This window comes from Pseudonocardia sp. (assembly GCF_050250275.1).
Taxonomy (GTDB): Bacteria; Actinomycetota; Actinomycetes; order Mycobacteriales; family Pseudonocardiaceae; genus Pseudonocardia.
The window spans coordinates 1-21336 of sequence record NZ_JBFWOY010000045.1 but is presented as its reverse complement, the minus strand read 5'-3'; the positions used below and the strand labels follow the sequence as shown (position 1 = coordinate 21336).

The 21336-nt window shown below is 75.1% G+C and carries 20 protein-coding genes; 12 read left to right on the top strand and 8 right to left on the bottom strand.

The window, feature by feature from the left end:
• The first annotated feature begins 20 nt into the window (after positions 1–20).
• The 3 genes from AB7F12_RS28985 (at position 21) to AB7F12_RS28975 (ending at position 2267) form a co-directional block, all read left to right on the top strand.
• Positions 21–755, top strand: a complete 735-nt coding sequence (locus AB7F12_RS28985) for a hypothetical protein (RefSeq protein ID WP_428498569.1) — start codon at positions 21–23, stop codon at positions 753–755.
• A gap of 11 nt (positions 756–766) precedes the next feature.
• Positions 767–1522, top strand: coding sequence for a maleylpyruvate isomerase family mycothiol-dependent enzyme (locus AB7F12_RS28980; RefSeq protein ID WP_428498570.1), 756 nt, complete (start codon positions 767–769; stop codon positions 1520–1522).
• Between the two features lie 151 nt (positions 1523–1673).
• Complete coding sequence (locus AB7F12_RS28975) at positions 1674–2267, top strand: DUF1707 SHOCT-like domain-containing protein (RefSeq protein ID WP_428498571.1); 594 nt, start codon at positions 1674–1676, stop codon at positions 2265–2267.
• A 5-nt stretch (positions 2268–2272) separates the two neighbouring features.
• Here AB7F12_RS28975 and AB7F12_RS28970 read toward each other — a convergent pair whose 3' ends face one another.
• Complete coding sequence (locus tag AB7F12_RS28970; protein WP_428498572.1) at positions 2273–2851, bottom strand: disulfide bond formation protein DsbA; 579 nt, start codon at positions 2849–2851, stop codon at positions 2273–2275.
• 32 nt (positions 2852–2883) lie between these two features.
• Positions 2884–4185, bottom strand: a complete 1302-nt coding sequence (locus AB7F12_RS28965) for an MFS transporter (protein WP_428516485.1) — start codon at positions 4183–4185, stop codon at positions 2884–2886.
• A gap of 259 nt (positions 4186–4444) precedes the next feature.
• On the opposite strand from AB7F12_RS28965, the gene AB7F12_RS28960 reads away from it, so the two are divergent.
• Positions 4445–5383 (top strand): proteasome assembly chaperone family protein, encoded by a 939-nt coding sequence (locus AB7F12_RS28960; protein WP_428499235.1) that lies wholly within the window; start codon positions 4445–4447, stop codon positions 5381–5383.
• A gap of 44 nt (positions 5384–5427) precedes the next feature.
• Here AB7F12_RS28960 and AB7F12_RS28955 read toward each other — a convergent pair whose 3' ends face one another.
• Positions 5428–7752, bottom strand: coding sequence for a transketolase-like TK C-terminal-containing protein (locus AB7F12_RS28955; RefSeq protein ID WP_428499234.1), 2325 nt, complete (start codon positions 7750–7752; stop codon positions 5428–5430).
• Positions 7753–7891: 139 nt separating this feature from the next.
• On the opposite strand from AB7F12_RS28955, the gene AB7F12_RS28950 reads away from it, so the two are divergent.
• Both AB7F12_RS28950 and AB7F12_RS28945 read left to right on the top strand, forming a co-directional pair.
• Positions 7892–8410, top strand: a complete 519-nt coding sequence (locus AB7F12_RS28950; RefSeq protein WP_428499233.1) for an Lrp/AsnC family transcriptional regulator — start codon at positions 7892–7894, stop codon at positions 8408–8410.
• Between the two features lie 173 nt (positions 8411–8583).
• Positions 8584–9903, top strand: coding sequence for a serine hydrolase domain-containing protein (locus tag AB7F12_RS28945; protein WP_428499232.1), 1320 nt, complete (start codon positions 8584–8586; stop codon positions 9901–9903).
• Between the two features lie 164 nt (positions 9904–10067).
• Here the strand turns inward: AB7F12_RS28945 and AB7F12_RS28940 are convergent, their stop codons facing one another.
• From AB7F12_RS28940 to AB7F12_RS28930, 3 genes are read right to left on the bottom strand one after another with little or no spacing between them, the layout of a single operon-like run.
• Positions 10068–11033 (bottom strand): NADPH:quinone oxidoreductase family protein, encoded by a 966-nt coding sequence (locus tag AB7F12_RS28940; RefSeq protein ID WP_428499231.1) that lies wholly within the window; start codon positions 11031–11033, stop codon positions 10068–10070.
• 41 nt (positions 11034–11074) lie between these two features.
• Positions 11075–12280, bottom strand: coding sequence for an MFS transporter (locus tag AB7F12_RS28935; RefSeq protein ID WP_428499230.1), 1206 nt, complete (start codon positions 12278–12280; stop codon positions 11075–11077).
• A complete protein-coding gene (locus AB7F12_RS28930) occupies positions 12277–12915 on the bottom strand; it encodes a GntR family transcriptional regulator (protein ID WP_428499229.1) in 639 nt (212 codons plus the stop codon). The genes AB7F12_RS28935 and AB7F12_RS28930 overlap by 4 nt, the downstream gene beginning before the upstream one ends.
• Positions 12916–12975: 60 nt before the next feature.
• Here AB7F12_RS28930 and AB7F12_RS28925 point away from each other — a divergent pair, with 60 nt between their 5' ends.
• Both AB7F12_RS28925 and AB7F12_RS28920 read left to right on the top strand, forming a co-directional pair.
• A complete protein-coding gene (locus AB7F12_RS28925; protein WP_428499228.1) occupies positions 12976–13887 on the top strand; it encodes an EamA family transporter in 912 nt (303 codons plus the stop codon).
• A gap of 55 nt (positions 13888–13942) precedes the next feature.
• Positions 13943–15622, top strand: a complete 1680-nt coding sequence (locus AB7F12_RS28920; protein WP_428499227.1) for a hypothetical protein — start codon at positions 13943–13945, stop codon at positions 15620–15622.
• A gap of 225 nt (positions 15623–15847) precedes the next feature.
• On the opposite strand, the gene AB7F12_RS28915 is transcribed toward AB7F12_RS28920, so the two are convergent.
• On the bottom strand, positions 15848–16330 hold the full coding sequence (locus AB7F12_RS28915; RefSeq protein ID WP_428499226.1) for a hypothetical protein: 483 nt from the start codon (positions 16328–16330) through the stop codon (positions 15848–15850).
• A 325-nt stretch (positions 16331–16655) separates the two neighbouring features.
• Between AB7F12_RS28915 and AB7F12_RS28910 the strand changes: the two genes are divergently transcribed.
• Both AB7F12_RS28910 and AB7F12_RS28905 read left to right on the top strand, forming a co-directional pair.
• Positions 16656–17210 (top strand): hypothetical protein, encoded by a 555-nt coding sequence (locus AB7F12_RS28910; RefSeq protein ID WP_428499225.1) that lies wholly within the window; start codon positions 16656–16658, stop codon positions 17208–17210.
• Between the two features lie 29 nt (positions 17211–17239).
• Positions 17240–18277, top strand: coding sequence for a DNA polymerase IV (locus tag AB7F12_RS28905; protein WP_428499224.1), 1038 nt, complete (start codon positions 17240–17242; stop codon positions 18275–18277).
• Positions 18278–18353: 76 nt separating this feature from the next.
• Here the strand turns inward: AB7F12_RS28905 and AB7F12_RS28900 are convergent, their stop codons facing one another.
• Complete coding sequence (locus AB7F12_RS28900; protein ID WP_428499223.1) at positions 18354–19373, bottom strand: DNA double-strand break repair nuclease NurA; 1020 nt, start codon at positions 19371–19373, stop codon at positions 18354–18356.
• Positions 19374–19599: 226 nt separating this feature from the next.
• Between AB7F12_RS28900 and AB7F12_RS28895 the strand changes: the two genes are divergently transcribed.
• Complete coding sequence (locus tag AB7F12_RS28895; RefSeq protein ID WP_428499222.1) at positions 19600–20370, top strand: VOC family protein; 771 nt, start codon at positions 19600–19602, stop codon at positions 20368–20370.
• Positions 20371–20462: 92 nt separating this feature from the next.
• Positions 20463–21104 carry an IclR family transcriptional regulator gene (locus tag AB7F12_RS28890; RefSeq protein ID WP_428516482.1) on the top strand — a complete coding sequence of 214 codons (642 nt, stop codon included), beginning with the start codon at positions 20463–20465 and terminating at the stop codon, positions 21102–21104.
• Positions 21105–21336: the final 232 nt, after the last annotated feature.

The following is a 21336-nucleotide window of genomic DNA, read 5'->3' as shown; positions in this document are numbered from 1 at the left end:
TGGGGGCAGCCTCGTCGGGTATGGAGACCACCGTCCACGAGATCGCCGAGGGCGTCTACCGGCTCTCGACGCTGCTGCCCGACGTCGCCGGCGCAGGCTTCACGATGAACCAGTTCCTCCTCGACGCCGAGGAGCCGCTGCTGTTCCACTGCGGCCCGCGCCGGCTGTTCCCGCTGGTGTCGGCGGCCGTCGCGAAGGTCCGGCCCGTCGAGGACCTGCGCTGGCTCGCCTTCGGTCACGTCGAGTCCGACGAGTGCGGCGCCATGAACCTGTGGCTGGCCGCCGCACCGCACGCCCAGGTCGCCCACGGCGCGCTGGGCTGCATGGTGTCCCTCGACGACCTCGCCGACCGCCCGCCCCGCCCGCTCGCCGACGGCGAGGTCCTCGACATCGGCGGGCACCGGCTGCGCCACGTCCCCACCCCGCACGTCCCCCACGGCTGGGAGGCGCAGCTGCTGCACGACGAGACGACCGGCACGCTGCTCTGCGGGGACCTGCTGACCCAGATCGGCGAGGCGCCACCGCTGGTGCACGACGCCGACCTGGTGTCGGCGGCGTTCGCGGCCGAGGACGTCTTCCACGCCACCGGGCTCACCGCGCAGACCGCACCGACGATCCGGGGCCTGGCCGACCTCGCGCCCCGGACCCTCGCGCTGATGCACGGTCCGTCGGCGACCGGGGACTGCGCCGCGACCCTGCGGGCGCTGGCCGAGGGCTACGCGGCACGGCTCGACGCCACCGCGGCGACGGTGTGACGGCGGCGGGGATGGACATCGTGGACGCCGTCGACGTCGCCACCGTGCCGGCGATCGGCCGGGCCGAGGCGGTGCCGGTCGCGACGACCGAGAACGACCGCTTCACCGCGCTGCTGCGGGCGTTGCCCGCCGACGCCTGGGACCGGCCCACCGACTGCACGCGCTGGACCGTCCGCGACGTCGTCGCGCACGTCCTCGGTGCGGCGGAAGGGTTCGTCTCGCCCCGGGAGTTGGCGCGGCAGCTGCGCGGGACCTGGGCGGCCCGGCCCCACGGCGGCATGCTCGCGTTCGTCGACGCCCTCAACGAGGTGCAGGTCCGCGACCGCCGGGACGTGCCCGTCGCGCAGCTGGTGGAGCGGTTCGCCACCGCCGGCCCGCGCGCGGCGCGGGTCCGGGCGCGGCTGCCCGGGGCGCTGCGGGTGATCCCGGTCCCGTTCCCGCAGCCCATCGGCAGGCGCGACCTCGCCTACGGTGCCGACCGCCTGTACACCCGCGACATCTGGATGCACCGTGTCGACGTCGGCCGGGCCGCCGGGATCGCCCCCACCCTCACCCCGGAGCACGACGGCCGCATCGTCGCCGACATCGTCGCGGAGTGGGCGACCACCCATGACGAGCCGTTCGACCTGGTGCTCGGCGGGCCGGCGGGTGGGCGGTTGCGCCGCGGGACCGCGACCGCCCTGCACCTCGACGCCGTCGAGCTGGTCCGGCTCCTGTCCGGGCGGGGTGTGGCCGACGGCGTCCTGCGGCACCCGTTCCCGCTCTGAGCCGCCGCGGCCCGGTGCCGCCCGGCCCCGTCTTTCGGGTCCCGTGCCTGCCGTCGACGCCGTCTCGACGCCGGTCCGGGGCGGCACGGGCGTCAACCCGGAACCCTGTGACATCTTGATGACGTCATCGTGACGCCATACACTCCGCGGCATGTCCGACGTGGAGCTCCGCATCTCCGACACCGACCGCGAGCGGGCGGCCGCCGTCCTGCACCGAGCGGTCGGCGAGGGCCGTCTGACCTGGACCGAACACGACGAACGGCTCGCGGCGGTCTATTCCGCCCGGACCGCGTCGCAGCTCGCGCCCTCGCTCGCCGACCTGCCGGGCGGTGCCGCCGCCGGCACACCCGTCACGGTCCGGGCCGCCGCGGCCGACCCGCGGTCGACGTCACCGATGACGTCGACGGCCGAGCCGCTTCACGTGCTCCTCGGCAAGATCGCCCGCCGGCCCGACGTCTCGTCGGGGCGCGTGGAGGCCGAGGCCGTGCTGGGTGCCGTGGTCCTCGACCTGCGCGACCTGCCCGCGGGCGCGGTCGTCGAGGTCGTGGCGAACTCGTTGCTGGGCAAGGTCGAGGTGCACGTGTCGCCCGGGACGCGGATCGTCGACCACGGGACCGCGGTGCTGGGCAAGCGGTCGCTCGTCGAACGCCGCAGTGCCCGCGGGGTGCTGCCGCGGCCCGACTCCCCCACCGTGCACCTCGGCGGGCACTCGGTGCTCGGCCACGTGCGGGTGCACGTGGCCTGACCGGCTCAGAACGGGTTGCGGCTGCCCTTGAGCTCGCTGAACGACGGCACCTCGGCCAGCAGCTTCACGGCGTCGAAGAGCCGCATCGCCTCGTCACCGGTGGGCACCGGCACGACGACGGGCCCGAACCAGGCCTTGGCGCCCAGGCGCAGGACGGGGCTGCCCGCCTCCTGGCCGACCGCGGTCTGCGACTCCTCGTGGGACGCCTTGATCACCACGTCGAGCCCGGTGTCGTCGGCGGCGTCGAGCAGCGTGGCCGGCAGGCCGGCGTCGGCGATCGCGGCGGCGAGCAGGGTGTCGTCCCAGTCCTCGCCGTTGTCGTGGCGGCGGACGCCGAGCGCGGTGAACAGCCGGCCGCGGGCATCGTTGTCCTCGACCGCCGCGAGCACGCGCAGGACCCGCACACCCTGGGCCATCAGCGGCCGGAACTCCTCGGGGATGTCCTTGTCCTCGTTGAGGATCGACAGGCTCATCAGCCGCCACGTCACCGTCGCGGCACCCGCGTCGGCCACCTCGGTGATCCAGCGGGAGGTCCGCCACGTGAAGGGGCAGCCGGGGTCGAAGAAGAAGTCCACAGACGTCACTTCCGCAGGCTACGCGTCCCGGAGTTGACCGTTCAACTTCCGACGGTCTCACGCCGGCGCTCCGCGAACACCTCGCGCAGCGGACGCACCGGGAACCCCTCGTCGGCGAGCTTCCGCCGGGCCCGCCTGCGGGCGATGATCACCCCGGCCAGGGCGATCCCCCACACGGCGTACTGGACCGTCCACGCCGCGCGGAACGAGTCCGGGGTGTAGCCGCCGGCCAGGCCGAGCACCGCCCCCACCCCCAGGGTCACCAGCAGCGACGCGGTGAACCCGCCGATGTTGACGATGCCGACGGCGGTCCCCTGCCGGTGCCCGGGGTTGAAGGTGCGGGCGTAGTCGAACCCGATCATCGACGCCGGGCCGCCCGCCGCCAGGACCACGACGAGCGCGACGACCAGCCAGCGCGGCGCCGGGGCCGGCGTGAGCAGCACCGCGGTCCACGTGACGGCCGTCGCCAGGATCACCCCGATGACCAGCCACGACCGCCGCGCGGGGTGGCGGGCGGCGAACTCGCCGAACAGCGGCCCGGCGACGACCCCGACCAGCACGAGCAGCGTCAGGATCCCGCCCGCCGCCGCGGGCGACATGCCCTGGCCGACGACGAGGTACGGCACGCCCCACATCAGCGCGAACACCGTGCCGGCGAACTGGGTGCCGGTGTGGGTCCACAGCCCCAGCCGGGTGCCGGGCTCGGCCCACGACGCCCTGAGCGAGTCCGAGACCGCCCGCCACGACGTCGCCGACACCGGGACGGGCGCACCGGCAGGCCGGTTGCGCAGCACGGCGGCCACGGCGATCGCCGCGGCGACACCCAACCCGGCGGCGGAGACGAACGCCGGCGCCCAGCCGCCCTGGTGCAGCAGCGCGGCGAACGGCACGGCCGAGAGGATCTGGCCACCCTGGCCGAGGAGACCGGTCAGCTGCGTGAGGACCGGCACCCTGCGCGCCGGGAACCACGCGCTCACGACGGACAGGACGCTGATGAACGTCAGCGCGTCGCCCGCGCCGACGAGGACGCGCGCCGCGATCGCGAGCGGCAGCGTCTCGGCCAGCGCGAGGAGCAGCTGCCCCGCCGCCATGATCAGCGCACCGGCGACGACGAGCGCGCGGGCGCCGAAGCGGTCGAGCAGGATGCCGGTGGGGATCTGGAGCATCGCGTAGACCAGCAGCTGCAGGACGAGGAAGCCCGACAGCAGCGCGGGCGCGGCGTCGAAGCGGTCGGCGGCGTCGAGACCGGCGACGCCGAACGTCGTCCGGTTCATGACGCCGACGAGGTAGGCGAACAGACCGACGGACCAGACCACCCACGGGCGGAAACCACGCATGCTCATGACTGCTCCCATGGTGCGCCCGGCCGGCCCCGGACGGCGCCCGGATGCGGGCCGCCTCACGATGTGAGATGCACCGGCCCGGTACGCAACCGCCGGTACCCGCCGCCCACGCCGACACCCGGACGAGGAGAATGGGACAGCTCCGCGGATCCACGGGATGCTGTGCGGGCTCCCGCGCGTTGTGCGGGAAGGCCGGGCACGTCGCCCGGCGACGGGTGTCCCGCACGGGACGCGCGAGACGACGGCCGGAGGACACACGGTGCTCGACCCGCAGGAGCTCTACACGGTGGCCGACGACGCCCCGCAGCTGAGCGACCCGGTGCTGGTGGTCGTGCTCGACGGGTTCGTCGACGCGGGCAACGCGGCGCGGCTCGCCGCGGAGGCGCTCGTCGAGGGCCGGGAGACGACGCCGGTGGTCCACTTCGACGTCGACCAGCTCGTCGACTACCGCAGCAGGCGTCCCCCGCTGCAGTTCGAGACCGACCACTGGGCGTCCTACTCCCCGCCGGTCCTCGACATCGTCGCGGTCACCGACACCGGCGACACCCCCTACCTGCTGCTGTTCGGCCCGGAGCCCGACACCCAGTGGGAGCGGTTCGTCGCGGCGGTGGAGCAGATCGTGCGACGGTTCGGCGTGCGGCTGGTGATCACGCTCAGCGGCATCCCGATGGCCGTGCCGCACACCCGCCCGATCGGGGTCACCGCCCACGCCACGCGGGCGGACCTCGTCGAGGGCCACACGGCGTGGTTCGGCAGCGCGCAGGTCCCAGGGTCGGCGACGGCGCTGCTGGAGTACCGGCTCGGCGAGGCCGGCCACGACGCGATGGGCTTCGCCGTCCACGTGCCGCACTACCTGGCGCGCGCGGAGTACCCGCAGGCCGCACGGACGCTGCTCGACCACACCGGCGTCTCGGCAGGCCTGTTCCTGCCCACGGAGTCGTTGACCAAGGCGGCGGAGCGCACCGAGGTGGAGATCGCCGAGCAGGTCGAGAACTCCGAGGAGGTCGCGCAGGTCGTGTCCGCCCTGGAACGGCAGTACGACACCGTCGCGGAGGCGGCCGGCGAGAGCGGCTCGGGCGGGCTGGGCGGCGAGCTGCCCAGCGCCGAGGAGCTGGCGGCCGAGGTGGAGCGCTTCCTCGCGATGCGTGACCCGGAGGACGAGCTGCCCGGCGACGACGGCCCCACCGCCCGCGACTGATCACCGCGCCACCGACCGCTCGGTGGGTGGCGCGGTGCCGGAGCTCAGTCGGTGACGTCCAGCGCCGCGGTGACGACGGCGTCGGCGTCGATGCCGTGGTGGCGGTAGACCGAGGTCAGGTCGCCGGACTGGCCGAACCGGGAGACGCCGAGATGCGTCGCGCGGACCTGGTTGATCCCGGCGAGGAACGCCAGCGTGTGCGGGTGCCCGTCGAGGATCGTGACGAGCGGCGCCGCGCGGTGGGCCGGGAACGCGGCGTCGAGCACCCAGGTGTCGGCATCGCCGTGGCCGGCCCGGGCCTGGACGGCATCGAACAGCAGCCCGGGGCTCGTCACGCACACGACGTCGGCGGCGATTCCCTGCGCGGCGAGCCGGTCGGCGGCGGTCAGGGCCTCGGGCACGACGGCGCCCATCGCGGCGATCGTGACGTCGGGGGTGCCCGCACTGCGCCGCAACGGGTACGCCCCGGCGACGACCTGCTTGCGGCGACGCTCCCGGGCCGCCGGATCCGTGGGGACCGCCGCGAGGGTCTGGTCGACCGGCCGGGTCGAGAGCCGCAGGTAGGCCGAGGTCCCGTCGGGGCGGCCCAGCCGCGCGAGCGAGGCCAGCAGCGTCCACTCGACGTCGATGGCGAACGCCGGCTCGTAGGTGGTGCAGCCGGGCTGCTCCATCCCGACCGACGGCGTGGTGATCGACTGGTGCGCCCCGCCCTCGGGCGCCAGCGACACCCCCGACGGGGTGCCGACGAGGATCGACTGCCCGCCCGCGTAGATGCCGAACGACCACGGCTCCAGCGCCCGCTCGACGAACGGGTCGTAGAGCACACCGATCGGCAGCAGCGGCTGACCCCACCGGCTCCAGGTCGCGCCCAGCTCGCCCAGCAGCCCGACGAGGTTGCCCTCGGCGATGCCCAGCTCCAGGTGCTGGCCGGTGGGCCGCTCGCGCCAGTGCAGGATCGTCTCGGGGTCGTCGTCGAACCAGTCGCGACGCTCGTCCGGCGACCACACCCCGACCTTGTTGACCCAGCCACCCAGGTTGGTCGAGGACGACACGTCCGGGCACAGCGTGACGACGCGCGCCGCCGCCTCCGGGGCCGAGCGGGTCAGGTCCAGCAGGGTCCGGCCCAGGGCGGCCTGCGTGGTGGCCTTCCCGCTCGGGGTACGGCCGATGTCGGTGGGGACGTCGACCTTCGGGAGCGCCGGAACGGCGGAGCGGTGCAGCCGGGTGGCGGTCTCGCGGCACAGCTCGGCCGCGGCGGAGTCGTCGGCGAAGCGGGCCCACGGGTCGTCGACCGACGTCCCGACCGATGCGGCCAGCTCGGCCAGCTGCTCGGCCGTCAGCAGCGACGAGTGGTTCTGCGGGTGGCCCGCCGTCGACAGGCCGTGGCCCTTCACCGTGTAGGCGAGGATCACGGTCGGGCGGGTGTCGTCGATCGCGCGGAAGGCGTCGCCGACGGCCTGCAGGTCGTGCCCGCCGAGGTTGCGGATCGCGGCGTGCAGGGTGGCGTCGTCGAGGGTGTCGACGAGGGCCTGCAGCGCCGGCGAGTCGGGGAGGCGTTCGCGCAGCTGGGCCGGGGTACAGCGCAGCAGCCGCTGGTACTCCGGGTTGGGCATGTCGTCGATGCGCCGGCGCAGCGCGTCGCCACCCGGGCGTTCGAACAGCTCGTGCAGCAGCCGGCCGTACTTGACCGTCAGCACCTGCCAGCCCGCCGCCTCGAACATCCCCTGGATGCGGAAGGCGCCGATGTTGGGCACCACCCGGTCGAGCGACTGCCGGTTCAGGTCGACGATCCACACGACCTCGCCGAGCTCACCGACCATCGGGTCGAGGATCGCCTCCCAGCAGGCCCCCTCGTCGAGCTCCGCGTCGCCGACCAGCGAGTACTGCCGGCCCATGCCCGCGCCGCCGCCCCGGGAGTCGACGTAGCGCCGCGCCAGCGCACCCCAGATCGGGGCGGTCGCGCCGATGCCGACCGACCCCGTCGAGTAGTCGACCGGGTCGGGGTCCTTCGAACGGCTCGGGTAGGACTGCAGGCCGCCGAACTCGCGCAGCGTCGTCAGGTAGCGCTCGTCGAGCTCCCCGAGCAGGTAGTTCACCGCGTGCAGCACCGGCGAGGCGTGCGGCTTGACCGAGACCCGGTCCTGCGCGCGCAGGTGCTCGAACCACAGCGCGGTCATGATCGTCACCATCGACGCCGACGACGCCTGGTGCCCGCCGACCTTCAGACCGGTCGGGTTGGGGCGCACGCGGTTCGCGTGGTCGATGATCGCGGTGGAGAGCCAGAGCACCCGCTTCTCGACCTCACCGAGCACGGCGAGCCGATCGTCGGCGATCGCCGCATCAGGGCCGGACGACATTGCGGTGCTCATTCCGATCACACTCCGGGCTTCTGGGACGCAAGTTGCCCGCCCATCCGACCACCAGGCACCATCACTGCACCAGCTCCGGCCTGTCGACCGTGCAGGGTGCACGGTCGGCATCGTCCGCTACCACCCGCGAAGGTGCAACGTGCCCAGTCCAGGACCCGTCGACCCCCGGATCGATCCCACCGGGCACCGCATCGACGCCGTCGACGCGCGGCTGCTGCTCGCCCTGTCGGAGAGCCCCCGCGCCACCGTCCTCGCCCTCGCCGAGCGGATGGGCATGTCACGCAACACCGTCCAGGCCCGGCTGGCCCGCCTCGACCAGCACCGCGTCCTCGGCGGGTTCGAACGCCGCATCGACACCGCGGCACTGGGCTACCCCCTCGTCGCCTACGTGACCGTGCAGGTCACCCAGAGCCGCCTCGACGAGGTCGGCGCCGCCCTCGGGCAGGTCCCCGAGGTGCTGGAGGTCCTCGGCATCTCCGGACAGTCCGACCTGCAGGTCCAGGTCGTCGCCCGCGACGCCGACGACCTCTACCGGGTCGCCGGGGAGCTGCTCGCCGTCGACGGCGTCGAACGCACGACCACCGGACTGGTCATGCGCCGCCTGGTCGACTACCGGGTCGAACCCCTCCTGCGACGGATCGCGGCCGGCCCCGGATAGGGGACGTCCGGTGGACCACCGTCGATGGGTTCGGTGATGCGGGCGGTTCCCGGCAGGGCGGGCCCGTCCCGGATACCGGGGTCGTATCCGGGACGGCGACAACACGGCCAGGGGCCGCCCGGGCGCCGGGACCGCGGCGCGTGGTCCATCGGAGGTCCCCTACCGTCGCGGGCGTGACAGAGCTGCTCCCCGGCACCGCCCGCACCCTCTACGCCCGCACCGCCCGCGCCCAGCGCGACGGCCGCGTCCCCGGGCTCGTCGCCGGCGTCGTCCGCGACGGCGGGCTCGCCTGGTCGGCCGCCCGCGGCGACGTCGCCGAGCCCCACCGCGACGTCGCGCACCGGCTCGGGTCCATCACCAAGACCGTCGCCGCGATCACCGTGATGCGGCTGCGCGACGAGGGCCGCCTCGACCTCGCCGACCCGCTCGAGACGCACCTTCCCGGCACCCCGCTCGGCGACCGCACCCTCGGACAGCTGCTGTCCCACATGGGCGGCGCCACGTCGGAGAGCCCCGGCGGCTGGTGGGAGCGCACCCCCGGCACGACACTGGAGGGGCTCGGCCTCTCCCCCGCCGACGCCGTCCTCGCCCCCGCGCGGCGTTTCCACTACTCCAACTTGGGGTTCGGGCTGCTCGGTGAGCTCGTCGCCCGCGCCCGCGGCCGCTCCTGGGCCGAGGTCGCCCGCGACGAGGTGCTGCTGCCGCTCGGGATGACCCGCACAACGCCGCGCCCCGTCGCCCCGGCGGCGCAGGGCTTCGCGGTGCACCCGTGGGCCGACGTGCGGGCGCCCGAGCCCGAGTTCGACGCCGTCGTCATGGCCCCCGCAGGCCAGCTGTGGGCGTCCGCGACCGACCTCGCCCGGCTCGGCGCGTTCCTCATCGGCGACACCGGCGACGTCCTCGCCCCGGCGACGCTCGAGGAGATGACGGTGCCGTCGGGCATCGACGCGGGCGACGGCCCCGGCTGGTCGTCCTACGGGCTCGGGGTGCAGGTGCGCCGCGTCGAGAGCGGCGCGACGCTGGTGGGGCACGGCGGGTCGATGCCCGGCTTCCTCGCCGGCCTGTGGGTCGACCGGGAGGAGCGGACCGGAGCCCTCGCCCTGGCCAACACCACCTCGGGTCTCGACGGCGGCCTGCCCGCCGCCCTGCTCGCCGACGTGAAGGCCGCCGAGCCGCACGTCGTCGAGGCGTGGCGGCCCGCGCCGTCGCCGGTCCCGGTCGAGCTGCTCGGCCCCTGGTACTGGGGCCCGTCGCCGTACGCGCTGCGCGCCGTCCCCGGCGGGCTGCTGCACCTCGGCGGGCTCGGGCGGCCGGGCCGGTCCAGCCGCTTCCGGCCGGGCCCCGACGGAACCTGGATCGGGATGGACGGCTACTTCGCCGGCGAGACGCTGCGCCTGGACCCGGTCGCCCTGAACCTTGCGACGTTCGTCTTCACCCGCACGCCCTACGACCCCGCGGCCCCGGTCCCGGGCGGCACGACCGCCTGGGCATGACCGCCCTCACGACCCCGGGGCGGGCCGCCGACGGACCGCGGGCACCCTCACGGCTGCCCCGGGCCTCCCGAGCAGCAGTGGGGTTGCGCGCCGTACCGGGCGCGCAACCCCACGGTCGCGCCGACCGCTGCGGACAGCAGTGAGGTTGCGCGCGGCTGTCCGGGTCAGGGCTGCAGGACGACCTTGCCGGTGACGCGGCGCTCGTCGATCAGGGCGAGCGCCTCTGCGGCCCTGTCCAGCGGGAACGTCTGCGAGATCACCGGGTCGAGCGCTCCGGAACGCAGGTGCGGCAGCAGGTCCGCCCACTGCCCGTGGATGTAGCCCTCGTGCGCGAGCGCATACCCGCCCCAGGCGACGCCGACTACCTCGGTGTTGCCCAGCAGCAGCCGGTTGACCTTGACCGTCGGGATCTCGCCGGCCGTGAACCCGACGACCAGCACCCGCCCGAACGGGGCGAGCGAGCGCAGCGAGTCGGTGAACCGGTCACCACCGACGGGGTCGACGACGACGTCCACCCCGCGCCCACCGGTCAGCTCGCGGGCCGCGTCCTTGAACCCGTCGACGAGGACCGTGTCGTGCGCACCCGCGGCCTTCGCCACCTCGGCCTTCGCCTCGCTCGACACGACGCCGATCACCCTGGCGCCCATCGCCCTCGCGAGCTGGGTGACCGCGGTGCCGACGCCACCCGCCGCACCGTGGACGAGCACGTCGTCGCCCTCGCGGAGCCGGCCGCGGACGGCCAGGGTGAAGTGCGCGGTGAGGTAGTTCATCGGCAGGCAGGCGCCCGCGGCGAACGAGACCTCGTCGGGGAGCGGGACGACGCGGTCGGCCGGGACCGCGGCGACCTCGGAGAACGCGCCGTAGGTCGAGAACCCGGCCACCCGGTCGCCCGCGGCGAGGCCGGACCCGGCAGGCGCCTCCCGGACGACGCCGGCCAGCTCGGAGCCGAGGCCGAAGGGCGGGTCGGGCTTGTACTGGTAGAGCCCGCGGGTCAGCAGGACGTCGGGGAAGTTCACCCCCGCCGCGCGGACGTCGATCAGCACCTGCCCGTCGCCCGCCGCGGGTTCGGCGACGTCACGCACCTCGACCGCCGCCGGACCGTCGAGCCGGACCACCTGAACCGAACGCACCCCGTACCTCCTCGTACCGTGCCGCCCTCGTACCCGGGCCCTCAGCCCATCCTGGCCGGGGACGGCGCCCCCGCGACCGGCAGGTGTGAGCGACCCGACGCCGCGACCGTCACGGTCCCCGCCACCGCGATGACGACGAGCGCCCCCAGCAGCCACGGATACCCGACGACGTGCGCGGCGACGGCGAGCACCGTCGGCAGCAGGAAACCGATGTAGGCCAGGGCGTAGTAGACGCCGGTGAGCCCCGCGAGGTCCTCGGGCCGGGCGAGCCGCTGGATCTCCAGCAGCCCGGCGACGACCGCCACCCCGTACGCGGCCCCGAGCACGACCGCGGCACCGAGAGCCACCCACGGCGACCGCTCCACAGCGGCGACGACGCTCGCCGCGAGCCCGCCCGACATCACGACCATCGACACGACGACCGCGCGCGCGTCGGTGCGCCGGTCGAGCTTCTTGGCGATCGGCTGCACGGCAGCACCGGTGAGCAGGGTCGCCACCGTCAGCAGCGTCGAGTAGGCCAGCCCCCACGAGCCGAGCCGGTCACCGACGAGCTGCGGCATGATCGCGTACGCCACCCCGGCCGAGCCGAAGATCCACGGCGCCATCGGGAGGACGACCCGCAGGAACCGGGGGTGCCGCGCCGCGCGCAGCGGCGGGACGTGGGTGCCCGTGCCGCCCGGGACGGTCTCGGGAGCCCGCGGCAGGAGCGCGAGCGCGACGATCGTCAGCACCCCGTGGACGACGTAGGGCAGCTCCATCGGCAGCGGCCCCCACTGCGCCAGGACCCCGGCGACGCCGGCGCCCAGGCCGAACCCGAGCGTCAACGACAGCGCCGCGCGCCGGGCCCCGGCGCCGGCGGGCGCGTCGTCGAACGGGGGTTCCGACAGCTCCTTCACCCACGTCGACCCGACCGCCATCGCGACGGCGACCGCGGTCCCGGTGGCGAAGCGTCCGGCGAAGATCGGGACCGGGCCGGACTCGCCGAGTGCGAGCAGGACGCTGGCCAGCAACGACGCGGCGGTGCCCGCGATCATCAGCGGGCGGCGGCCCCAGCGGGCGCACAGCCGCCCGGCGAGCAGCAGCGTCGGCACCACGCCGACGACGTACGCGCCGAGGAACGCGTCGACCGTCAGCACCGAGTACCCGGCCGCGTCCCGGTACATGATCAGCAACGGGGTGAACTGGTTGCCGCCCCAGCCGCAGCAGAACATCGCCGCCGCGACGGCGAGCCAGGCCCTCGACCTCATCGCGCCGGCCGGTGGGTGCCGTCGAGGTGGGCGGGCAGCAGCGCGGCGAACCGCTCGGCGTCGAGGGCCTCGATCGCGTCGACGAGGGTGGCGTGCTCGTCGACGACGACGGCGATCTGCTCCGGGTTCGGGGCGAGCGCGTGGATGCTCATGCGGCGCTGCCGGTCGCCGAGCGTGGCGTAGAAGCGGACCGTGATCCGGTTGCCGCCGGCGTCGACGATGGTGCGGTGGAACGCCTCGTCGGCGGCCGCGACCGCGGGGAGGTCCCCCCGGGCGGCGTGGCGGCGCTGCACGTCGAGGGCGGCGCGCAGCCGCGCGACGGCGGCGGGCACGTCGGCGGGGCGGCGCAGCAGCCGCCGGACCGCAGCCGTCTCGACGGCCTCGCGGGCGTCGAGCACGTCGTCGGCCTCCCCGACGGGCACCGGCACGACGACGGCGCCGCGCTTGGGGATGAGCTCCAGCAGCTCCTCGGACTGCAGGCGCAGGAACGCCTCGCGCACGGGGGTGCGGCTCATGCCGAGCCGTTCGGCGATGTCGCCCTCGCTGAGCAGGTGCCCGCCGGGCAGGCCGCCGGACAGGACCAGCTCCTTGGTGGCGGCGTAGGCGCGGTCGGCCGCGGGTTCTCGCGTGGGCACGCGACGACCGTACGGCATAGATGCAAGCTTGCATCCATGGCGTGGTCGTACGGTGCTCCCGTGGCCGGAGCACGGGCGTGGGCGCTGTTCGCCGCCGTCTCGGTGCTGTGGGGCGTGCCCTACCTGTTCATCGGCGTCGCGCTGCGATCCGGGTTCGGACCGGTCTCGCTCGCCGCCGCCCGCGTCGTGCTCGCCGCGCTCGTCCTCACCCCGATCGGCCTGCGCCGGGCCCGCCGGGCGCTCCTGCGCGGCCGCGGCGGCCGGCTCGCGGTGCTCGCCGTCGTCGAGGTCGTCGTGCCGTTCGTCCTCATCCCCGTCGGCGAACAGACCGTCCCCACCGGCACCGCCGCCGTCGTCATCGCAACCGAACCACTGTTCGTGCTGGTCACCGGGCTCGTACTGGGAACCCGGGCGCGGCCCGGCATGGCAGCGGTGATCGGGCTGCTCGTCGGCCTCGGCGGCGTCGCCGTGCTCTCCGGCGTCACGGGCGCCGGGGTCGGTGTCGTGGCACTCGTCGCCGCCGCGGCCTGCTACGCCGTCGGCGCAGTCCTCATCAGCCACTGGTTCGGCGACGTCCCCGCCCTCACCGTCGCCGCCGGCATGCTCGCGATCGCCGCGCCCCTGCTCACCGCCGCCACCGCCGGCGCCGTCGCCCTCGGCGCCGAACCCCCACCCGCGCCGACCCCCGCCGGGCTCGCCGCCGTCGCCGCGCTCGGCATCGGCGCCACCGCCGCCGGGTTCGTCGCGTTCTTCACCCTCGTCGCCACCTCCGGGCCCGACCACGCCGCGCTCATCACCTACGCCGCACCCGTCGTCGCCGTCGCGTGCGGCGCGCTCCTGCTCCACGAACCCCTCGGCCCACGGACCCTGCTCGGCGCCGCGCTCGTCTTCGCCGGGGCCTGGTCGGCAACCCGGCCGGCCCGTGTCCGGGCCCCCCGCGGCGATCGCCCGACGTCACCACCAGCACCGTGACCGTCACCCTCCCCCGGCTGTCGGCGGAGATTCCGGGGCTGGAAAAGTTGGGTCGATGCGTCTGGTCTTCGCGGCACACGAACACGAGGAGTACGGGCTCGTCCGCGACCGGCTGCTGACCGCGGTCCTCGCCCGGTCCCGGCGGCTCGGCCGCGAGGTCGACCCCGCGCTCGTCGGCGCCGCACTCGACTACAAGATCGGTGTCGACGGGCGGCTCGGCCGCTGGACCCGCCGCCACGTCGCCGACGCCCTCGCGGTGTGGTTCCCCCGCACCGTCGCCGTCGCCGACAACGAGTGGGCCGAGATCCCGCACGCCCTGCACGAGCTGTTCGCGCTCCTCGCCGAACAGGACCGCCTCGACTGCGGCTCCGCACCCGTCGGCGACCTGCACGACCAGGTCACCGACTCCACACCCGCCCTCTACGACGCGATGGCCGACGAGCGCAACTACGACCTCGGCAAGTTCTGGAACGTCCAGATGATGCGCCACGACGTCGACAAGGCCGACGTCCTGGCCGTGCAACGCTTCCTCGAACAGGCCACCCGCGGCGAGCTCGACATCGACCGCGACGCCCTCGCCGCCGTCACCCGCGAGGAGACCCGCCGGCGCGAGCAACCCGACGACGTCCCCCTCACCCCCGGACCGGTGCTGCTGCCGTCGGCGGCCGCACTCGTCGAGAGCGCGTCGGCCTCCTCCGCGCTGGAACGGCTGCGCGCCTTCACCTACTGGATCCGGGCGGGTCGCCGGCTCACCCGCGAGGGGCGGCTGCACCTGTCCGACGCCCTCGCCCTCGCCGAGGCCCTCGGCCTCGACCACTTCTACCGCGACACCGCCCGCACCAGCGACGACCTCCCCGACGTGTCGCTGCTGGTGTCGTGGGCGCGGCAGGCCCGGCTCGTGCGCGTCGTCAACCGGCGGCTCGTGCCCGTCAAGGGCTCCGGGCCGCTGCTGCACCGCCCCATCGAGTTCTTCCGCCGCGCCTTCGACGCCCTCGGCCGCCTCGGCGACCACTTCGGCGGCACCGACGTCTTCGGCGCGCCGTCCCTGTTCAGCATGTCGCTCGGCGAGGCCTTCCCCGTGCTCTGGTACGACCTGTACCAGGCAGGAGGGGGCCCGGTCCCCGTCGAGCACTTCTACCGCCTCGTCCGCGAGACCGTGAACGGCCAGTTCGGCTGCGTCGTCGACGACCTCGCCGGGGACGTCGAACAGCGCCTCTGGCGACGCGACGTCACCGCCCTCCTCGACGCCCTGGAGCTCCTCGGCGCCGTCGAGCTCGAGGAGAGCACCGACCACGACCACCTCACCGCCCTCGCCGGCCGCGACGACCCCGACCCCACCGTGGTCTCGCTGACCCCCATCGGCATCTGGGTCTGCAACCAGCTGCTGCTGGAACAGGGCGTGCACGCCCCGCTGGTCGGCGAGTTCGCCGACGAGGACGTCGAGTACGTCTGCGTGCGGATGTCGGGATGCCGCCCCGAGATCGCCGAGGCCGAGCTCGCCGCCTGGGTCGCCGCCCGCGACCCGCGCACCGCGGCCCACGAGCTGACCCGCTTCCTGCGCCGCACCGACGACCCCGGCCACCGCGAGCTCGTCGTCGCGGCGCTCGCCAGGACCGGGGAGGGCGGCCACGAGGTGACGCGACGATTGGAGGAGCGGGCCGTGCGCCGGGGCCGCCGCGTCCCCGAGGGCTCGCACCCCGTCCCCGAGCCCCGCGCCGCCGTCGTCCGCTCGTAGCCCGTCCGCGCGCAACCCCACTGCTGCGAATCCGCCCCGGCACGACCGTCAGGTTGCGACCACGACCCCGCGCGCAACCTCACTGCTGCAGACCGCCCCGCCGAGGACCGTCAGGTTGCGCCCGCCACACCGCGCGCAACCTCAGCGCTGCGGATCGGCCCGGGAACGACGAAGAGGTTGCGCGCCGGGGTCGGCGCGCAACCTCTCGGTCGACGGTGGGGTGGGTCAGGCGCTGCGCTGGTGCGGGATCCGGGCGGCGACGTCGACGCGGCGGGCCAGGGCCGTGGTGTCGCGGGTCAGGTGGTAGTGCCCGTGGGTGGACCGGTTGCAGCGGTAGGAGCGCATCGGCTGCGAGCCGAGCGACTCGAACTCGCGGCCGGCCTGCTCCGCCGCCGCACGGTCGGGGTAGATGACCTTGCCGTCGGTCCGGCCACCCTGACGCCGCGGGGCGGTGCCGCTCAGCTCCGCGCGGCTGGGCTGGCAGAACTGCGGGCCGCCGTCGGAGCGCAGCCGTGCGTGACGCATGACGACGGCGGCGCGGGCCGGGTCGCGCACCGGCTTGCGGGGCGCCGGGATCATGGGAAGCACGGTGGCGATCGTGTCGGCCGCGGTGTCGTCGGGGGCGGTGCGCGGGGCGCCGATCACGACCTCACCGTTGCCGTGCGTGCCCTCGGGACGTGTCGCGTCACCGCTCGTGTGCCGGTCCATGCCGTCCTCCGTTCGCCGTTGTCTGAGCATCGCTGATCGGACGGCGTGTCGTTAGCCGTGCATCCATCGCTTCGCCCGTTCGTGTGACACCGGATCGATTCGTGACGGTGCGTCAGATTCGAGCGCGTCGCCCCGTGCGACTCACCGCTTCGTGAACGACCGATGCGGCCGTCCGGATCACCGCAGGTGAGCGCCTCGTCGACGGTGGGTCACGCGGCACCGCACGGTCGGATCGCCGGGGCGGCGGCCGCGACCTTCTGCCCCTACCCTTCCCCTCGCTGTCGCGGCGGGAGGACCCCGGGCGCGGCGGCACGGGAGGCCCGCGATGCAGTGGTCCGACGCGTTCGTGACGACCGGGGAGGGACCCGGCGTCTTCGCCGTGCTGCCCGGGCACCGGCACACCGTCCTCGACTGGATCGCCCGCCACCGCCCGCCCCTGGTCGTCGCGCGTGAGGTCGGGTCGCCGCCCGTCGACGCCTGGGTGGTCCTCGACGGCGGCATCCTGCGGACCCACCGGCACCGGCCTGAGCCCGGCCGCGACCACGGCCCACCCGACCGCGGCCCCGCCGAGGCGACGGGCGACGGGTCCGGCGAGCTGGCGCCGGGCATGCGGATCGTCGGCTGGGCGGCGCTGCGGCTCATCGCCGGGGACCTCGACGTCGGCCTGCCCGCCGGCCCGCTGCCCGGCGAGCCGCGGGTGCCCGCCGATCGGGCGTCGCTGCGCCGCCGCCACCTGACGACGTCGGCGTCGGACCCGGGCGTCGCCGAACAGGCCGAGCTGCTCGCCTCCTGCACCGATGTGCGCATGCTGCGCTGGGTCTCGACGGTGCTGGCGGCGACCGCTGCCCCGATGGCCGCCACCGACCTGCGGGTCGTGTGAGCGTTGCCCGCGGCGTCCACACTGGGCGCATGGCGGGGCGTTGGGTGCTGCACGTCGACCTCGACCAGTTCATCGCGGCGGTCGAGGTGCGGCGGCGGCCGGAGCTGGCAGGGCTGCCCGTCGTCGTCGGCGGGCGGGGTGACCCGACCGGGCGTGCGGTCGTGGCGACGGCGTCCTACGAGGCCCGCGAGTTCGGCGTCCGGTCGGGGATGCCCTTGCGCACGGCGGCGAAGCGGTGCCCGGACGCGGTGTTCCTCCCCGCCGACAACCCCGCCTACGACGCCGCCTCCGACGAGGTGATGACGGTGCTGCGGTCGTTCCCGGTGGTCGTCGAGGTGATGGGCTGGGACGAGGCGTTCCTCGGCGCGGTCACCGACGACCCGGAGGCGCTCGCACACGACGTCCAGCGTGCGGTCGCCGAGCGCACCGGCCTCTCGTGCACGGTCGGGATCGGGGACAACACGGTGCGCGCCAAGATCGCGACGGGGTTCGGCAAGCCCGCGGGCACCTTCCGGCTGACCCGGTTCAACTGGTTCGCGACGATGGGCGACCGGTCCACGACGGCGCTGTGGGGCATCGGGACCCGGACGGCGCGCCGCCTCACCGAGCTCGGGTACCGGACCGTCGCCGAGCTGGCCGAGGCCCGGCCCGCGGAGCTGGCGGACCGCCTGGGTCCGGCGATGGGGCCCTACTACGTGCAGCTGGCCCGCGGCATCGGCCGCGAGGAGGTGTCCGACGCCCCGCACGTCGCCCGTTCGCGCAGCCGGGAGACGACGTTCCCGACCGATCTCGACGACTGGGCCGCCGTCGGCGAGCAGGTCGCGACGCTGGCCCGCCGGGTGGCCGACGACGTCGCCGCCGAGGGCAGACCGGCCGTGCGGATCGGGGTCACGCTGCGGTTCGCACCGTTCCTCACCCGCAGTCGCAGTGCCACGCAGGCGAGGCCGGTCTCGACGGCCGAGGAGCTCGTCGTGGGTGCGCTCGCGGTGCTGGACCTGTTCGAGGAGCGCTACCGGGCGCGGCCGGTGCGCCTGGCCGGGGTGCGGGCCGAGTTCGCACCGCCCTGACCGGACCCGCCCTGACCGGACCCACGCCGACCGGACCCGCGCCGACCGGTTCCCACCGCTGCGGCAGGGGTCGGGCTCAGGTCACGGGCATCGGCACCGGGGTGTCGGCCGTGTCCCACGCCGCCCGGCGCAGCGCCCGGTAGATCACGCCCGCGTCGCCCAACCGTCTGCGCAGCAACCGTTCCAGGCCGCCGATCGGATAGAGGTTCTGCGGGGCCCGGGAGTCCTTGTAGCCGTCGGAGGCGTAGCGCGGCAACGTCACCTGCGACAGCGCCGCCATCGCCACCGCCTCGGCTGCCGGCTGGGCCGCACTGCACTCCAGCCGCACCACACCCGCCCACGGCGACCCCGGGCCGGTGGGCAGCCGCAGGTACCAGGTGTAGCGCTGCCACGACGTGCCGAGCAGGAACACGGGTGTGCGCTCCCCCGGCGCGAGCGTGGCGATCAGGGCGTCGAGCTCGGGCTGCAGCCGCTGCAGGTAGCGGGTGCGGTGCGTCTTGACGTAGCCGAGCGCGCGCGGCAGGTGCTGGCGTCCCCGCAACGGGCCGTCGACCACCAGCAGGTCGTCGTCGCCGGTTCCGGCCTCGGCGCGGGCGCGGCCGGCCGCGTCGACCTCGATCGCGGCGAGGCGGCCCTGCAGGGCGAGGCTCAGGTTCTGGGCGGGCGCGAGCCCGCCGCCGGCCGGGACCACCTCGGCCACGTACCGGCCCGCGGGGGTGACGACGTCGGTCGCCCCCTCCGCCGACGTCAGCAGCGACCGCGCGACCGTCACCGCGACCGGTTCGGCACGGTCGCCCGCGCAGCACACGACGCCCGCGGCGTAGGACGCGCAGAGCGCGGCCGTGCTCGACCCCGGGCCGACGTCGGCCGATCCGTCGTCCACCCAGGCCTGCGCGTCGACCCGGCGCACCCCGTCGACGAACAGCGTGGCCGCGGGCGGGCGCACCCGCGGATCGGGGACCACCGGTTCCCAGCGGTCGGCCGCCGTCTCGACGGTGACGTCGATGCTGGCGTCGGACGTGGCCGCCTCGTCGCCCGCGTCGGCGTCGAGACCCGTGCCGTAGGACGGGTCCCACGGGTCGACGGTGAACCGCATCCTCGGGCCTGCCTCTCCTCGCGGTGTGCGGCCCCGATCGTCGCCGATGCCGCCGCCCCCGCGACCCCCGACCCGCCGAGCGGCCCGCCGGCGTGCGCCGAACCGTCGTGCCGGCCCCGCCAGGGCCGGCCACCAACCGTTCACCGATCGACCCGCGCGGACTGTCGGTGGGTGGTGCCAGGCTCGCCCGGTCCGAAGCAGTGCGACGCACTCACGGAGGTGTGCGATGACCACTCACGAGGGCCCGTGGCAGGCGGGGACGCCGTGCTGGGTCGACCTGACCGTTCCCGACGTCGCGGCGGCCACGCGGTTCTACGGGTCGGTGCTCGGCTGGACGTTCGTCGACACCGGGCCCGACTTCGGCAACTACCGGATCGCGCAGGTGGGCGGACGTGCCGCGGCGGGCATCGGGCCGGTCATGCAGGAGGGCCAGCCGTCGTTCTGGACGCTCTACATCGCCTCGGACGACGCCGACGCCACCGCGAAGCTGGCGACCGACAACGGCGGCACCGTCATCGCCGGCCCGATGGACATCCCCGGCAGCGGGCGGATGGTCATCGTCGCCGACACCGTGGGCGCGGTGTTCGGGGTGTGGCAGACCCTGGGGATGGACGGCGCCCAGGTCGTCAACGAACCCGGCGGTCTGGTCTGGGAGGACGCCCGGCTGACCGACCCGGAGCCGGCCCGCGCGTTCTACGCGGCGGTGTTCGGCTACACCTACGACGCCGTCGAGGGCGCGCCGGGCGACTACACGACCTTCTCCCTCGGCGGTGAGGTCAAGGGCGGCATGGGTGGGCTCATGGGCGCGCCCGAGGGCACCCCGAGCCACTGGATCGCCTACTTCGGGGTGGCCGACGTCGACGCCGCGGTGGCCGCGGTCCAGGCCGGTGGTGGTGCGGTGGTGATGGCACCGGCGAACTCGCCGTTCGGACGTATGGGCATCGTGACCGACCCGTTCGGCGCGCCGTTCTGCCTGCACGGCCCCGTCCCGGACTGACCGGTCCGCCGGGCGACGAGCCCGCTATCGACGGGCGTGCGACGCCGGTCGACCGGCCCGGCCGAACCGGTGCCCGCCACTACACTCGCGGCGTGGATTACCTGGTCAGCGGCGTCGGGGTGCTCGACAAGACCATGCACCTGCTCAACCAGATCGAACGCCGCCAGCCGCTCGGGTTCCCGGAGCTCGCCGAGTCCGTCGAGTTCCCGCGGACCACGACGCACCGGCTCGTCGCGGCCCTGGAGACGCACGGCTTCGTGCGCCGCGACGAGCGCGGGCTGCTCGTCACCGGTAGCCGGTTCGCCACCGCGAGCCTGTCCCAGATCGCGACGCCGGTCCTGGGTCGGCTCTCGGCCGACACCGGCGAGAGCACGCAACTGTTCGTCCGCCGGGGCCCGCACCGGCTCGTGGTGGTCTCGATCGAGTCGTCGGCGGAGCTGCGCACGACGGTGCCCGTCGGTGCGCTGCTGACCGTCCACAAGGGGTCGGCGGGGCGGTTGCTGCGCGGCGAGGCGGACGCGCTGCGGGCCGGGTGGGTGCAGAGCGTCGGGGAGCGGGCGGCGGGGATCGCGTCGGTCAGCGCCCCGGTCCACCGCGGTCGGCAGGTCGTCGCAGCGGTGTGCCTGTCCGGCCCGGTCGAGCGGCTGGGTACCGACCCGGGGTGGCGCTACGCCGAGCCGGTGATGGCGGCGGCGCGGGAGATCGAGATCGCCGCGGCGACGTCGGTCGACTGACCGCGGCCCGGCCGCGCCGGGCCGCGGCCGCGCGCCGCGGGTGGGCGTGCCCCCAGCCCGCGGCGAGCGGCCGGACCGAGGTCACGACGCGGGCAGCCCCCACAGCTTCAGGAACCCGGCCGGAAGCGCGCCGCCGTAGCCCTTGCCGTCCTCCGGCGGGACACCGGACTCGTTCACGTTCGTCTTGTCCCAGTTTCGGATCGGGGTGCGCTCGTCGACCGGCGGCTGCCCG

What these genes read in the sequence shown, in the direction of transcription:
- AB7F12_RS28985 (WP_428498569.1), top strand. Translation starts at nt 21, where the DNA reads ATGGAGACCACCGTCCACGAGATCGCCGAGGGCGTCTACCGGCTCTCG.
- AB7F12_RS28980 (WP_428498570.1), top strand. Translation starts at nt 767, where the DNA reads ATGGACATCGTGGACGCCGTCGACGTCGCCACCGTGCCGGCGATCGGC.
- AB7F12_RS28975 (WP_428498571.1), top strand. Translation starts at nt 1,674, where the DNA reads ATGTCCGACGTGGAGCTCCGCATCTCCGACACCGACCGCGAGCGGGCG.
- AB7F12_RS28965 (WP_428516485.1), bottom strand. Translation starts at nt 4,185, where the DNA reads ATGAGCATGCGTGGTTTCCGCCCGTGGGTGGTCTGGTCCGTCGGTCTG.
- AB7F12_RS28955 (WP_428499234.1), bottom strand. Translation starts at nt 7,752, where the DNA reads ATGAGCACCGCAATGTCGTCCGGCCCTGATGCGGCGATCGCCGACGAT.
- AB7F12_RS28935 (WP_428499230.1), bottom strand. Translation starts at nt 12,280, where the DNA reads ATGAGGTCGAGGGCCTGGCTCGCCGTCGCGGCGGCGATGTTCTGCTGC.
- AB7F12_RS28920 (WP_428499227.1), top strand. Translation starts at nt 13,943, where the DNA reads ATGCGTCTGGTCTTCGCGGCACACGAACACGAGGAGTACGGGCTCGTC.
- AB7F12_RS28915 (WP_428499226.1), bottom strand. Translation starts at nt 16,330, where the DNA reads ATGGACCGGCACACGAGCGGTGACGCGACACGTCCCGAGGGCACGCAC.
- AB7F12_RS28910 (WP_428499225.1), top strand. Translation starts at nt 16,656, where the DNA reads ATGCAGTGGTCCGACGCGTTCGTGACGACCGGGGAGGGACCCGGCGTC.
- AB7F12_RS28905 (WP_428499224.1), top strand. Translation starts at nt 17,240, where the DNA reads ATGGCGGGGCGTTGGGTGCTGCACGTCGACCTCGACCAGTTCATCGCG.
- AB7F12_RS28900 (WP_428499223.1), bottom strand. Translation starts at nt 19,373, where the DNA reads ATGCGGTTCACCGTCGACCCGTGGGACCCGTCCTACGGCACGGGTCTC.
- AB7F12_RS28895 (WP_428499222.1), top strand. Translation starts at nt 19,600, where the DNA reads ATGACCACTCACGAGGGCCCGTGGCAGGCGGGGACGCCGTGCTGGGTC.